Annotated in this window: 15 protein-coding genes and 1 pseudogene; 10 read left to right on the plus strand and 6 right to left on the minus strand. The window is 57.7% G+C overall.

Features of this window, described 5'->3' with window-relative positions:
• Positions 1–105 (plus strand): annotated as a pseudogene (locus ABJM11_RS05210) (IS110 family transposase); the annotation flags it as partial.
• 2 nt (positions 106–107) lie between these two features.
• Here the strand turns inward: ABJM11_RS05210 and ABJM11_RS05215 are convergent.
• Entirely contained in the window at positions 108–383 is a 276-nt protein-coding gene (locus ABJM11_RS05215) for a hypothetical protein (RefSeq protein ID WP_348295851.1), read from the minus strand.
• Between the two features lie 128 nt (positions 384–511).
• On the opposite strand from ABJM11_RS05215, the gene ABJM11_RS05220 reads away from it, so the two are divergent.
• Both ABJM11_RS05220 and ABJM11_RS05225 read left to right on the plus strand, forming a co-directional pair.
• On the plus strand, positions 512–1,306 hold the full coding sequence (locus tag ABJM11_RS05220) for a helix-turn-helix transcriptional regulator (RefSeq protein ID WP_348295852.1): 795 nt from the start codon (positions 512–514) through the stop codon (positions 1,304–1,306).
• 129 nt (positions 1,307–1,435) lie between these two features.
• Entirely contained in the window at positions 1,436–2,122 is a 687-nt protein-coding gene (locus ABJM11_RS05225; RefSeq protein ID WP_348295853.1) for a DUF2959 domain-containing protein, read from the plus strand.
• Positions 2,123–2,131: 9 nt separating this feature from the next.
• Here ABJM11_RS05225 and ABJM11_RS05230 read toward each other — a convergent pair whose 3' ends face one another.
• From ABJM11_RS05230 to ABJM11_RS05245, 4 genes are all read right to left on the minus strand, one after another.
• Positions 2,132–2,392 carry a hypothetical protein gene (locus tag ABJM11_RS05230; protein ID WP_348295854.1) on the minus strand — a complete coding sequence of 87 codons (261 nt, stop codon included), beginning with the start codon at positions 2,390–2,392 and terminating at the stop codon, positions 2,132–2,134.
• Positions 2,393–2,518: 126 nt separating this feature from the next.
• Positions 2,519–3,220, minus strand: coding sequence for a helix-turn-helix transcriptional regulator (locus ABJM11_RS05235; RefSeq protein ID WP_348295855.1), 702 nt, complete (start codon positions 3,218–3,220; stop codon positions 2,519–2,521).
• Positions 3,217–3,564 carry an antibiotic biosynthesis monooxygenase gene (locus ABJM11_RS05240; RefSeq protein ID WP_348295856.1) on the minus strand — a complete coding sequence of 116 codons (348 nt, stop codon included), beginning with the start codon at positions 3,562–3,564 and terminating at the stop codon, positions 3,217–3,219. The genes ABJM11_RS05235 and ABJM11_RS05240 overlap by 4 nt, the downstream gene beginning before the upstream one ends.
• A 1-nt stretch (position 3,565) precedes the next feature.
• Complete coding sequence (locus tag ABJM11_RS05245; protein ID WP_348295857.1) at positions 3,566–3,925, minus strand: NIPSNAP family protein; 360 nt, start codon at positions 3,923–3,925, stop codon at positions 3,566–3,568.
• Between the two features lie 249 nt (positions 3,926–4,174).
• On the opposite strand from ABJM11_RS05245, the gene hmpA reads away from it, so the two are divergent.
• From hmpA to ABJM11_RS05280, 7 genes are all read left to right on the plus strand, one after another.
• The gene (gene hmpA / locus ABJM11_RS05250) at positions 4,175–5,356 is read left to right on the plus strand and encodes an NO-inducible flavohemoprotein (RefSeq protein WP_348295858.1); all 1,182 of its coding nucleotides are present in this window, start codon (positions 4,175–4,177) and stop codon (positions 5,354–5,356) included.
• A 119-nt stretch (positions 5,357–5,475) separates the two neighbouring features.
• Complete coding sequence (locus ABJM11_RS05255) at positions 5,476–6,729, plus strand: HPP family protein (RefSeq protein WP_348295859.1); 1,254 nt, start codon at positions 5,476–5,478, stop codon at positions 6,727–6,729.
• Between the two features lie 142 nt (positions 6,730–6,871).
• Positions 6,872–7,822 carry a ribose-phosphate diphosphokinase gene (locus ABJM11_RS05260; RefSeq protein WP_348295860.1) on the plus strand — a complete coding sequence of 317 codons (951 nt, stop codon included), beginning with the start codon at positions 6,872–6,874 and terminating at the stop codon, positions 7,820–7,822.
• Positions 7,823–8,072: 250 nt separating this feature from the next.
• The gene (locus ABJM11_RS05265) at positions 8,073–9,236 is read left to right on the plus strand and encodes a nucleoside hydrolase (protein ID WP_348295861.1); all 1,164 of its coding nucleotides are present in this window, start codon (positions 8,073–8,075) and stop codon (positions 9,234–9,236) included.
• Positions 9,233–10,054: a YciI family protein gene (locus ABJM11_RS05270; protein ID WP_348295862.1), complete on the plus strand. Its 822-nt coding sequence runs from the start codon at positions 9,233–9,235 to the stop codon at positions 10,052–10,054. Before ABJM11_RS05265 ends, ABJM11_RS05270 begins: the two co-directional genes overlap by 4 nt.
• A 24-nt stretch (positions 10,055–10,078) precedes the next feature.
• A complete protein-coding gene (locus ABJM11_RS05275) occupies positions 10,079–10,564 on the plus strand; it encodes a VOC family protein (RefSeq protein WP_348295863.1) in 486 nt (161 codons plus the stop codon).
• A gap of 86 nt (positions 10,565–10,650) precedes the next feature.
• Positions 10,651–11,958 carry a short-chain fatty acid transporter gene (locus ABJM11_RS05280; RefSeq protein WP_348295864.1) on the plus strand — a complete coding sequence of 436 codons (1,308 nt, stop codon included), beginning with the start codon at positions 10,651–10,653 and terminating at the stop codon, positions 11,956–11,958.
• On the opposite strand, the gene ABJM11_RS05285 is transcribed toward ABJM11_RS05280, so the two are convergent.
• The gene (locus tag ABJM11_RS05285; protein WP_407069965.1) at positions 11,955–13,637 is read right to left on the minus strand and encodes an NAD-dependent malic enzyme; all 1,683 of its coding nucleotides are present in this window, start codon (positions 13,635–13,637) and stop codon (positions 11,955–11,957) included. The two genes, ABJM11_RS05280 and ABJM11_RS05285, sit on opposite strands and share 4 nt — an antisense overlap.
• Between the last annotated feature and the right edge of the window lie 60 nt (positions 13,638–13,697).

Raw genomic sequence — 13,697 nt, forward strand, 5'->3', positions numbered from 1 at the left:
AAGTCAAAGATGAGCGCACTTGGGGCCGCGATGAGAAAGCTGGTTCAGATCGCTTATGGTGTGCTTAAACACCAAACCCGGTACGACCCGCAATGGGCTGCGTGAGCTCATTGCAGATCGTCAGGACAGATGGTATCTACATTGCCGATAATGATGAACTGCACGCCAGCAGCGGGAATGAAGCCTCTTGTGGCGACAAAGACCATGAAGAAGGCGATGGGGAAAAGAATCAGCCCGGCGTAGAACAACAACGCTTGTGGCAGATGAAGGAATTCACCCAGCCAGCCAGCGCCAAACGTCAGCAATAACCCCATCATCAGACAGGTGGCAGCATCTGCTAGCAACAGGTTTTTCTGGGAAAACAGGGAACGGGAATTATCCATGGTGTGCTCCTTGAAAGTCGTCTGACTCGTTGTTGACGGTTCAAGGTGAGCATATGTCTCGCGGGCAACTAGCGTCGATTACGTGGGAGGTAATAGAACAACCCCCACGGGCGTGCTAATTTTTAGCGATGGAAAATACAATTGTCTCAATCGGTGATCTGCTTCGGAGTTGGCGCCAACGCCGTCGCCTCAGTCAGCTTGAACTATCGGTTGATGCGGATATCTCCCAGCGTCACCTCAGTTTTGTGGAATCCGGGCGCTCATCGCCAAGCCGGCGCATGCTGCTGCGCCTTGCCGATGAACTGAAAATTACACCACGGGAGCGCAACCGGCTGCTGACGTTGGCGGGGTTTGCGCCCGAGTATTGCGAACGGTCACTGGATGAGCCGGACATGGCGGCCGCGCGAAATGCGGTTGAACTCATCATCTCGGGGCACCAGCCCCACCCTGCACTGGTGGTGGACCGGGAGTGGAACCTTCTGCTGGCGAACGAGGCGGCGTACTTCCTTCTGGAGGGTGTGAACCCTGCGTTTCTGACGCCCCCGGTGAATGTCCTGCGCCTGAGCCTGCACCCCGACGGGTTAGCTCCCAGAGTGGCGAATTACAGGCAGTGGAAGGCCCATGTTGTCGACCGGCTGACTCATCAGGTTGATTTAACGGCGGACCCTGCACTGGCAAAACTGCTGGGGGAAATTGAGGCGTATCCTGCGCCGGATGAGGCGCGCCACTACACTGAGCACGACACCCCTGCCAGGACAGGAATTGCCGTTCCGTTCGAGCTGGAAACCGCCAGGGGCAAACTGTCCTTTCTGAGTACGACAACGGTGTTTGGAACGGCGGTGGATATCTCCCTTTCTGAAATGGTTATCGAAACCTTCTTCCCGATGGATGCCCACACCGCAGAAGTAATGAGGAATTTGTGACATTGCACTGCCCGGGATTGCGTAGAACAGCCAAGCTCTGATTGTCGATGCGCATCCATGCTTGTCAGCGCCTCCCCGTCATGCTTCACTTCCCAGAGCCGCTCACACATGCCAACCGGAGACCACCTTATGTCCAACCCTGCCACTGCCCGTTCAATAACGCTTACCGGTGCCCGTCGGCTGGGGCTTTTGCTGATCGGTGTCACGCTTCTTGGCGGGTGCTCATCCCTGTATTACGACACCATGGAAAAGCTCGGGTTTGAAAAGCGGGACATTCTGGTAGACCGGGTGGAGGACGCGCGGGACAGCCAGAACGAAGCCCAGGAAACCTTCCGCTCATCGCTGGAGCGCTTCCAGAGCGTTGTGGACACGCCGGATACCGAGCTCAAGGAACAGTACGCCGAAATCAGCGATGCCTACGAAGACAGCAAGTCGAGCGCAGAAGATGTTCGCGAGCGCATCGAAGAAGTGGAAGACGTTGCTGAGGCCCTGTTTGATGAATGGGACGATGAGCTTGATGAATATGAAAGCGCCTCTCTGCGCCGCAGCAGCGAACAGCAGCTTGATGAGACCCGCACCCAGTACAGCCAGCTGATCAGCCGTATGCACGAAGCGGAAGAGCGCATGGACCCGGTTCTGCAGGCCTTTCAGGACCAGGTGCTGTACCTCAAGCACAACCTGAACGCCCAGGCGATCGGCTCGCTGGAGAACGAGCTGGTGAATATTCGCCAGGACGTGGATGCGCTGATTCGCAATATGGAGCAGTCGATTGCTGAGTCCGAGGACTTTATCCGGCGTTTTCGTAACGGCGGATAACCGTCCGGCCTAGCCGCGGACCGTCTTGCCCTGCGTCATCTGGTTCTCGTGAAACTGGTTCATATATTTGCCAAGCCGCTCGCGGGCAGTCTCCAGTTCCTTCCAGGCTTCCTGTAACTCAGCCAGATCTTCCTGGGCGGGGGCCTGGTCCTGGGTACCACTGTCGAGGCTTTCGTAGGCGGCATCAATCCGTTCCGCCACGTCCTGGTACTTGGCCCAGGCTGCCTCGTACTGTTCCCGGTCAGACTTCCATTCGCGCGTGTTTACCATTGTCTGTCTCCTACTGGTATGTTGCTGTCCATGTCTGGTGTTTTATCGTGCTCTACAATTACACCTTAGGGCATGAGAGGTTTCTTTCAACCCTTCCGCATAGTGTCGCGGAGTTCAACACCTCGATCACACCTCGCTCCAGCGTTCCGCACCCAGCCAATGGCACAAGGCTGTAGCACCCTTGGCAGTCACTTTCAGTTCCCGGCCTGCCTCACGCCGTCGCAGATAGTCATTATCTAGCAGGTGATTGCAGATGCGCTGCCCCAAAGGGCCAGCTATATGGAACCGACGCTCACCCCAGTCAAGACATGGGCGACACAATGGGAGGGAGCTGGCAGCATGGGTTTGGTCGAACGACAATTCAATAGGCGCCAACACTGTCTGGAGCCGGTCTGTAAGAACCCCGACATCAGGTTCAAGCATAATGGCTTGCTCGGCCACCAAATGGTCTGCAATAGCAACACCCAGGCGACCACCAACGTGGTCATAACACATTCTTGCCCGTCTCATTCCGGGATTGCGAGGGCCAGTCTCAATCCTTGGCGTTTTCCGACCTAAGGCGGCGACCTGCATGATACCCTCCAGCATTGCCGCCACTTCTTGGGACGCCAGGCGGTGATAGCGATGCCGTCCCTGTTTCAGAAAAACCAGTAGCCCCGCCTCGACCAGAAGCGATAGATGACCACTGGCGGTCTGAGGAGTAACCCCTCCGATTCTCGCCAGCTCATGGGCGGTATATGCCCGGCCATCCATCAGTGCCAGCAAGATGGTAGTGCGGGCGGGAACTCCCACTAATGACGCGATTCGGGCAATTTCGTTAGTATTCACGGGTTATGGTGAGCCTTTGAATCTTTGGGCGCGGCTGTTCGGTCAGAAAGCCCATAATCTCGCACAACTTCTGCCACTCTCAATCGATAATCGGAGAAAATCTCGTTTCGTCCCTTAACTTGGGCATGACGATGAGCCTCCATGTTCCGCCATCGTTCTATAGCAGCTTCATCTCGCCAGAATGACAGAGACAGCACCCGGCCAGGGTGCACGAGGCTTTCGAAACGCTCAACGGATATGAAGCCTTCTATTTGCTCTAACAGTGGGGCCAACCCGGCTGCTTCATCAAGATACTGGGCGGTTTTCCCCGAGCGCGGCTCCAACTCAAATATCACTGCCAACATATTAAGCCTCCTTTGCAAAGCCAGAACGACAAAGTGTTGAGGGTTTATTCAGAGCACCTTCAACTACTTCCACAAAGCTGCGTTCCTCCCGCAGGATGAAACGCTGGGATTCAGCGAGCGCAAAGTTCCTTTTCCCGGCCTCATCCGCCTTCAGGCGATGGCGATACTCCTCGTAGCTTGCAAGAGAATCGAACCCGATCAGGCCCCAGGCTATATCGTTCGTGCCTTCTGAGGGCAAGAAATAGCCGATCAGGTCACCGCCGCAACGCGGAATGATGTCGCCCCAGTTTTCGGCATAGATTTTAAAACGCTCTTTCTGGAAGGGATCTATCTGATAGCGAATGACACAAACTATGCGCATTGGAAGCCTCCTGCACCGTTGCTTTGAAGGCCTATTGTGCGACTTAGTTTAATGCGAATGCTTCGCTGTGGACCGAAGTTACCCCCCCCTTTATAGATGTATATTAAATGACTTTTAACTGTGTTACCTTGCGCCCCCTTCGGATACTTCTGCCGGCCTGCGTTGGCCCGCGGTTGAACGACAGAAACAATGTTGATTCTGCGGCAGGAATCATTTGATTCGAGAGCGGTGTTACAAGAGAGGTGTTATATGTTATCAGCGGAGACTATTACCACGGTTAAAGCAACCGTTCCCGCGCTACAGCAGCATGGCGAAAAAGTGACAACCCGGTTTTACGAAATCCTGTTTCAGAGGTACCCGGAAGTAACTGCGTACTTCAACCAGGCTAATCAGGTTCAGGGCACCCAGCCTCGCGCACTGGCCAACAGCGTTCTGGCTTACGCCTCACACATCGACCAGCTGGATGCCCTGGCCGATGCACTGCCAACGATCATACAGAAACACGTCGCCCTGGATATTCGTCCGGAACACTACCCGCTTGTAGGTGAATGCCTGCTGGAAGCCATCAGGGAAGTGCTGGGGAAGGCGGCTACCGAAGGCGTAGTCACTGCCTGGGCCGAGGCGTACCAGCATCTTGCAAACATGCTTATTGATGCTGAGGAGGAGGTTTATCAGGCCAAAGAAGCCCAGCCCGGCGGGTGGCGTGGCCCACGCAGATTCCGCGTGGTACGGAAGGAGCACGAAAGCGAGGTGGTCTGTTCCTTTTACTTCGAGCCGGTCGATGGCGCCCAGATCATGGATTTTCACCCGGGGCAGTACCTCACTGTGCTGATGGAGGCCGGCGGCCAGCCACTGCGGCGCACCTACTCGCTTTCCTGTGAACCCGGAGCCGGCCACTACCGCATAAGTGTTAAACGTGAACCTGGTGGCGTTGCCTCGAATTACCTTCACGACCATGTAGAAGTGGGGTGTGAACTGGACCTGCTACCACCATCCGGCGAGTTCACATTGCGAGACCACTCCCGGCCACTGGTGCTCCTGACGGCAGGCGTGGGTATCACACCCGCCATCAGCATGCTGGAGGCCACAGCCATCAGCGACCGCGAAATCCACTTCATTCATTGCGCCCTGAACAGCCGTGTTCACGCCTTTCGGCGCCATGTCGACGAAATGGCAGAGCAGCATGAGAATGTCCGGCAGCACTATATCTATAGTGAACCGCTGCCGGGTGACACTGCACATGGCGAAGGTTTGATCAACGCAGAGACCCTGTCCGGGCTGCTGCCGAACGATCACGACGTAGATCTCTATTTCCTGGGGCCAAAACCTTTCATGCAGTCGGTATGGAAGATTACTAAAGAGCTTCGTATTCCTGCGAACCAGGTCCATTACGAGTTCTTCGGGCCAGCGGAGGCGTTGGAGGCCGGGTGAGAATTGTATCGCTGGGCTGGTGCTTCTTTCCGTGGCGTATTGGTGTATGATGCCGCACCAATTTAGAGCACGCAGAATCCACTCCGAGTCCGGGCCCCGGCCAACACAATTGATCAGCTATGCCAGACAAAACAGAAAACCGGACGGGCGGGCGGTCCCTCCTCCTCAGGTTTGAGCAGCTTATAGGAATCGGGCCCCATGGCGGCCAATCGCTCGCCGCTGCCCCGCTGACGGAGCGGCTCAAGATTGGCATTGCGGCATCCATTGCCATACTCGCCGTTATCCTGATCAGCCAGCAGTTTTCATCCACACCCCACTGGCCGGTGCTGGTTGCCTCTATGGGTGCCTCGGCGATTCTACTGTTCGCGCTGTCTAACAGCCCGCTCGCCCAGCCCTGGTGTTTTGTCGGAGGTCATCTTGTGCCCGCCACCATCGGCGTGGTCTGCGCACAGTGGGTGCCGGATCTTGCGTTGGCGGCGGCTGCTACGGTCGGCGTCAGCCTGTTTGTGATGTACATATTCGAGTGCGTGCATCCTCCTGGCGGAGCGGCGGCTCTGGTGCCTGTTATCGCTGCCGGCGACCAGCCGTTGGGCTATGACTTCGTGCTCTACCCTGTCGGCCTGAACGTGCTGGCCATGCTGGGGATCGCCATTCTGCTCAACCGTTACTGGCTTCGGAAGCCGTACCCCGCGCGACCAGTAACGGAACACGACCCTGTGCACAAGCATAACGACCTGAGCCCGATGAAACGCCTGGGCATTCGCCCTGACGACCTGCACCAGGCACTGGGCGAGTACTCTTCCTTCCTGGATGTCAGTGAACAGGACCTGAACCAGCTCTACAGCATGGCGCAGAGCATTGCTTACAAACGCCGGATGGGGGAAGTGACCTGCGCAGACATCATGTCCACCGACCTGATCACCATCGAATACGGCACCGGGCTGGAAGAGGCCTGGGCCTTATTGCGTTACCACAAGGTCAAGATTCTTCCAGTGGTGGACAAGGCCCACCGGATTATCGGCGTGGTTTCACTGGTGGATTTCCTGCAGCGCGCCAATCTCAAGACGTACCGCACCTTTGCGGAAGACGTTCAGGCGTTTCTTCGTAAAACGTCGCCTTTTGCCCGCTCGGACAAGCCGGAGGTGGTTGGCCAGATTATGGCAACAGACGTATTCGCCGCGCGCGATACCGATCACATCGCTGCCCTGGTACCGCTGCTGTCTGACAGGGGGCTTCATCATATTCCTGTGATCAATCATGAGCGCCGACTTGTCGGCATGGTCACTCAGTCCGACCTGATTGCGGCCCTCTACAACCATGACATCAAAGCCCCTGCTCACACCACTGCCACCGAGGAAGCCCATCCCGCGTAAGCGGAGCGCCTGATTCAACGCTTGTCAGCAATCTTTGGCCATGCTTCACTTTGCGGATGACACGGCCAATCGAAAACTCCGAGGGCTTTATCCGGCGCTTCCGCGACGGCGCGCACCCAACAAACATCATCAAGGACACGATATGAGCAGCAAGCCGGTTCTCTTTGCCCTGGAAGGTAGCCAGGCCTTTGGCCATGCCGTGGCCTCAGAGCTCGGCATCAGCCTGGCCGCCCATGAGGATCGCAATTTCGATGACGGCGAACACAAGTCCCGGCCACTGGAGAGTGTAAGGGGCCGGGACGTTTACGTTCTCCACTCCCTGTTTGGCGAGGAAACCCTGAGCGTTAACGACAAGTTGCTGCGCCTGCTGTTTTTCGTCGCGACGGTAAAAGACGCAGGAGCGGAACGCGTCACTGCTCTGTTGCCGTATCTGGCCTATGCCCGCAAGGACCGCCGTGGCAAAAGCCAGGACCCAGTCACCACGCGCTACGTGGCGCAACTGTTCGAAGCCATGGGGGTGGACTGCGTGGTGGCACTGGAAGTTCACAACCGTGGTGCCTTCGACAACGCCTTCCGGTGCCGCACCATGCACCTGGATGCCCATAGCCTGTTCGTCAACTCTCTTATGGACCGTGCGGGCAGCGAACCGGTGGTTATCGTTTCCCCCGACGCCGGTGGCACCAAGCGTGTGGATCTGTTCCGGGACGCCTGGGCGGAAACCGCCGGCGAACAGCCACCCACCGCCTTCCTGGAAAAGCACCGCAGAGACGGCGAGGTAACCGGTGATGCCGTGGTCGGGGATATGACCGGCAAGGTTGCTATCATCGTCGACGACATGGTGGCCACCGGCACCACCCTGTTGCGCGCTGCCGAGGCCTGCAAGAACAAGGGCGCCACCCGGGTTTTCGGAGTGATCACCCATGCCCTGTTCGGGCCCGGTTCGGAGCAGCTTTACCGCGCGGGGGCGATGGATCAGCTGTTTATTACAGACAGCGTGACACCGCAACGAGCACCGGATGAACAAAGCCAGATCACTACCCTTCCTGTTGCAGGGCTGTTTGCCCAGGCCGTTCGGGAGCTGCATACGGACTGAAAGACCCACTCCAACGCGGTGTCGATTTAACATGTTCCAATCCGACTAGACAGGGAACAGAGCCAACAAACAGTCTCTGCCTATCGGAGGGTCAGGAAATGCGCGTCCCACGTCTCCACCGACCATAACTGAAGCATTCGCTGAGATGGGAAGCACCGGTTGAGGTGTCGGCAAGGGTCTATTGCGTACGACCACTAGAAAATATATTGCTGCGATGCCCTCTGAAACGCAAAAAATGAGAGGAGCGGGCATGAATAACAGATTTCGACGGATACTGGCGCGAACGGCATGGGGTCTGGGCGGATTGCTGGCATTGTTCGGCCTGACGCTTGCCCTGCCGGTGGAAACCTGGAGAACCGGCCAGCAGTTCTCTGAACCTCTACCGGTGCTCGCGCCCTCTGACCTGCCAGCCGCGCCCGACCGAATATGGGTGGATACAGATCCTGCCTGCGGGGAAGGTGCCCGGGTTGATCCGGATGACTGTCTTGCTATCTGGCACCTGATCCGCAAGACCGACGTGGCCATCACTGGTGTATCTACCGTCTTCGGAAATGCGCCGCTGGAAACCGCCGATACCACCGCTCGGGCCCTGGTATCCAGGCTGCAGCCGCAGCACGACCCGGTGCCGATATACCGGGGTGCAGGCGCATCCCTGACGAAAATGCCCAACGGGGAAACCGACGCGGAGCGAGCGCTGATTGGCGCACTGTACGCTGAAAAGCTGACCATTGTGGCCCTTGGCCCATTGACCAATATCGCGGCTGCACTGCAGGCGCGGCCGGATCTTCGGGACAGGGTTGAGCAGATCATCGCGGTGATGGGCCGCCGGCCGGGGCACATTTTCCATCCCGCCGAAGGCAGTGGCGAAGGCACCCTGCTCGGTCACGGGCCGGTTTTCCGGGATTTCAATGTGGCTCAGGATCCGGATGCAGTGCGTGTGATCCTCGAACAGGATATTCCACTGATTCTTCTCCCCTATGAGGCTGCCCGCAAGGTGGAAATTGATGAACAGGACCTGGCCAGTATCGCCTCCCAGGGAGAAGGTGGCCGCTGGGTGGCCGACCGCACACAGCCCTGGCTGCGGTACTGGCAGACTGATATTGGCCGGGAGGGTTTCTACCCTTTCGATCTGATGGCGGCGATGTTTGTTGCCGAGCCGGCCCGGTTTGCCTGCGCTGAAGTCAATGCCAGCCTGCGGCGTGACCCAACGCTGTTCTTCCCTTTCAGCCGCATGCCGTCACTGCTGATTGAGCCAACCGCTACCGATAAGCACGATGGTCCTGCCAATGTTTTGTACTGCCATGGATTGCAGGATCCCCCCACCCAAAAATTTTCCTCCCCGCTGTCGATTTCAAACAATCCTGAACGACTTACCAGTGAAATCACCAACAATCACTGGAGAGCGACGATATGAAATACATGCTGATGCGCAAGGCCGATGCCGACACCGAGAACGGAGTACTGCCCTCAGAAGATATCCTGGGTGCGATGGCGGACTACAATGAACGTATGACCCAGGCCGGCGTTTTCGTCGGTGGCGATGGCGTGCGGCCCACCAGCGAGGGTTGCCGTATCCAGTTCCGCAACGGCGAACCGACCGTTATCAGCGGGCCCTTCGACAATACCAACGAGCTGCTGGCCGGCTACAGCGTGCTCGAGGTGGATTCCCTGGAAGACGCCATAGACTGGGCGAAACAGTGGCCCAGGGAGGATGCGGGCGGCAATGTCACTCTTGAACTCCGCCGCTATTTCACCCTCGAGGATTTCGAACCCACCCCGGCGCTGGATAAACATCGTGCCCAGCAAAAACTGCCGCAAGAGATGAATGTGCATGTGGCTTTTGGAGGCAACTGCCGGGAAGCCATGGAATTCTATGCTGAGGTGACCGGAGGCAACCTGGAAGCGGTGATTACCTATGGGGAAACACCAGCGGCAGAAGATGTGCCGGCAGAGATGCATGACCGCGTGGTGCATTCTTCCCTGAATATTCGCGGCCGCCGGCTCATGGGGGCCGATATGGCGGGAGACTGCTACCAGCCGCCGCAGGGTGCCCAGATCCACCTTGAGTATGAAGATACCGAACAGGCGGAACGTGTTTTCCGTGCACTGTCCGAAGAGGGTTTGGTGATCATGCCTTTTGAACAGACTTTCTGGGCAAACCGGTTCGGAATGACCACGGACCGCTTTGGCATTCAGTGGATGATCAGCAACGAAATTGAGCAGTGCCAGTAAGTGACAACATCAGGGGGACATACCATGAGCCGGCGAGCAAAAAACACTATCTGCCTCTGGTATAACGGCGATGCCGAAGAGGCTGCGCATTTCTATGCCGAGACTTTTCCTGATTCATCGGTTGATGCAGTGCATCACGCACCCGGGGACTATCCAGCCGGCTCCAAAGGGGATGTCTTGACCGTGGAGTTCACCGTTATGGGCATCCCTTGCCTTGGGCTCAACGGCGGCTCTGCGTTTACTCACAGCGAGGCGTTTTCGTTCCAGGTTGCCACCTACGACCAGGACGAGACCGATCGCTATTGGAACGCGATCGTCAAGAACGGCGGCGAAGAAAGCGCGTGCGGCTGGTGTCGGGACAAGTGGGGCGTGTCCTGGCAGATTACGCCGGCAGCATTAATGGAAGCGATAGCTGATCCCGACCCGGCAGCCGCCGGGCGGGCATTCGAGACCATGATGACAATGGGAAAGATCGACATCGCAGCTATTGAGGCAGCACGTCGGGGTTAATACTGGCGCCCTGACTGTATCGGCAGTGCGTTTTCCGCATCGGTTGCTAAGCTGAGTAGGATTCAATAATAACAGTGGAGAACGCTATGTTAGATAGGGCATCGAAACCCCTGGTCAGCCTGGTGGACAAGTATCTTCCAGACCCCTACCTGTTCGTGATCATCCTCACCCTGCTGTCGTTCATTGCGGCCATGGTCTTTGAGGGCCATGGCCCGATGGCGGTGATTGAAATGTGGGGCGATGGTTTCTGGAACCTGCTGACCTTCTCCATGCAGATGCTGCTGGTACTGGTCACCGGCTTCATGCTGGCCAGCACACCGCTGGTTCGCGGCATTCTGAACCGGATTGCATCCCTCGCCAGTACCCCGGGGCAGGCGATCATTCTGGTGACCTTCGTGGCGCTGATCGCCAGCTGGATCAACTGGGGGTTTGGCCTGGTGGTCGGCGCATTGTTCGCCAAGGCTCTGGCGCGCCAGATTCGTGTTCACTATCCGCTCCTGATCGCCAGTGCTTATTCCGGCTTCATCGTGTGGCATGGCGGGCTGGCCGGCTCCATTCCTCTGGTTATCGCCACCGATGGTCACTTCACGGAAGATGTGATTGGCGTCATTGGTACCGGGGACACCATTTTCGCGTTCTTCAACCTGGCCATCGTGATCGCCCTGTTCATAATCGTGCCATTGGTGAACCGGCTGATGCTGCCCGAGGAAAGGGAAAGTGTCTATGCCGACCCGGAGGTCCTGGACGACGAGCCAGACACAGCCGTGGTCATCAACCGCCCGGCGGACCATGTCGAAAATAGCAGGACACTGGCATGGCTGATCGGGTTCAGCGGCATCGCCTTCATCTTCCAGTATTTCATTGATGGCGGCGGTCTGAACCTGAATATCGTGAACTTCATGTTCCTGTTCCTTGCGATCATCCTGCACCAGACACCGAAACGCCTGCTGGACAGCCTGAACCAGGCCGTGAAAGGAGGCTCGGGGATTGTTATCCAGTTCCCCTTCTACGCCGGCATAATGGGGGTTATGACAGCCTCCGGCCTGGCTGCCAGCATTTCCAGCGGTTTCGTTTCCATTGCGAGTGCGGAAAGCCTGCCCTTCTGGAGCTTTATCAGCGCGGGGCTGGTGAACATCTTTGTACCTTCCGGCGGCGGCCAGTGGGCGGTGCAGGCCCCGGTTATGCTGCCAGCAGCGCAGGAGCTGGGAGCCGATATTCCCAGAATCGCCATGGCTGTTGCCTGGGGTGACGCCTGGACCAACCTGCTGCAGCCCTTCTGGGCCCTGCCCGTGCTGGCGATTGCCGGCCTGAAAGCCAAGGACATCATGGGCTACTGCCTGATGCTGCTGATCATTACCGGCATTGTTATCAGCATTGGCCTGACGTGGCTTTAGATTGAACGCCTGATGTAACGCCGGTACTGCGGGCGCCAGAAATTGCGCTCGATGGTCCGGCGGAGGGTGTCGTCATCGGAGCGCAGGGCGACCACGCCGTCTTCCTGCGCCTGGCGCGCCACATCGAAGGCGATGTTGCGGCTGATTTCCTGAATACGGGCCAGGTCTGGCAACAGCCGCTCGCCGGTCTGCTGGACGATGGGTGCCTGTCTGGCCAGGGCATCAGACGCGGCCATCAGCATGGTGTCGGTCACCCCGGAGGCACCGGCGGCGATAACCCCGAGGCCAATGCCCGGGAAAATATAGGCGTTGTTGCACTGGGCGATGGGGTAGGTTTTGCCGTTGAGCTCCACCGGCTTGAACGGGCTGCCGGCGGCCACCAGAGCGTCACCGTTGGTCCAGGCCAGAATGTCAGCGGGCGTGGCCTCCACCCGGGAGGTGGGGTTCGATAGCGGCATTACCAGCGGCTGAGAACAGCCGGCATGCATTGTTTTGATCACTTCCTCGGTAAACAGTCCATGTTGGCCAGAGACGCCGATCAGCACCGTGGGCTTCGCCTGATTCACCACATCGAGCAATTCCCGGCCCGACCAGTCTTTTATCCGCGCAGGAGCCTGGGCAAGGGCCGTCTGGAAATCCTGCAAGCCTTTGATATCGCTGGTCAACAGGCCGTCACGGTCGACCATGTAAATGCGTTCCCGTGCTTCCCGCTCGGACAGGCCTTCGTTGGTCATGGCGACGATGATCTGTTCGGCGATGCCACAGCCGGCAGATCCTGCGCCGAGAAAAACGACGGTCTGTTCACTGACCTTCTCGTCCTTTGTTTTACAAGCGGCCAACAGCGTGGCCAGGCAAACCGAAGCCGTACCCTGAATGTCGTCGTTAAAGCAACAGGCAGTCTCCCGATATTGATTCAGCAGGCGCATCGCGTTGTTCTGGGCAAAGTCCTCAAACTGCACCAGAACCTTGGGCCAGCGGCGCTTCACAGCCTCCAGGAATTCGGCGACGAAGGCATCGTACTCTTTCTGGCCGATGCGCTTGTGGCGCCATCCCATGTACATCGGGTCATCCAGCAATGCCTGATTGTTGGTGCCCACATCCAGCATGATGGGCAGTGTGTTGGCGGGGCTGATACCACCACAGGCGGTGTACAGCGACAACTTTCCGATGGGAATCCCCATGCCGCCAATGCCCTGGTCACCCAGGCCCAGAATCCGCTCGCCGTCGGTGACGACGATAACTTTTACTTTTTCCTTGGTGGCGCTGCGCAGCAGGTAGTCCATGTGCTCTCTGTCCGGGTATGACACGAACAGACCACGATGGTTGCGGTAGATGTTGGAGAATTCCTCACACGCCTCGCCCACGGTCGGGGTATAGATGATCGGAAGCATTTCCTCCAGATGATCTTCCAGCAGGTAGTAGAACAGGGTTTCGTTATCGTCCTGAATCGCCCGCAATGTGATGTGCCGGTCGAGATCAGTCTGGCATAGCTGATACTGCCTGTAGGCGCGTTCCGACTGCTCTTCGATGGTCTCCACGTTCTGCGGCAGAAGGCCTATCAGGTTGAAGTCCAGGCGCTCTCTCTGGGTGAAGGCACTGCCCTTGTTCAACAGCGGCATCTCCAGCAGGCTGGGTCCGGCATAGGGTATGTACAGGGGGCGTTTTTCCATAGTGTCCATAATCACCTCGTAACTCGGGCGGTGAATGAAAGAACCAGGTCCAGGGTTGTGTCGTTCAGG

It is taken from the genome of Marinobacter sp., from assembly GCF_039977835.1.
Taxonomy (GTDB): domain Bacteria; phylum Pseudomonadota; class Gammaproteobacteria; order Pseudomonadales; family Oleiphilaceae; genus Marinobacter.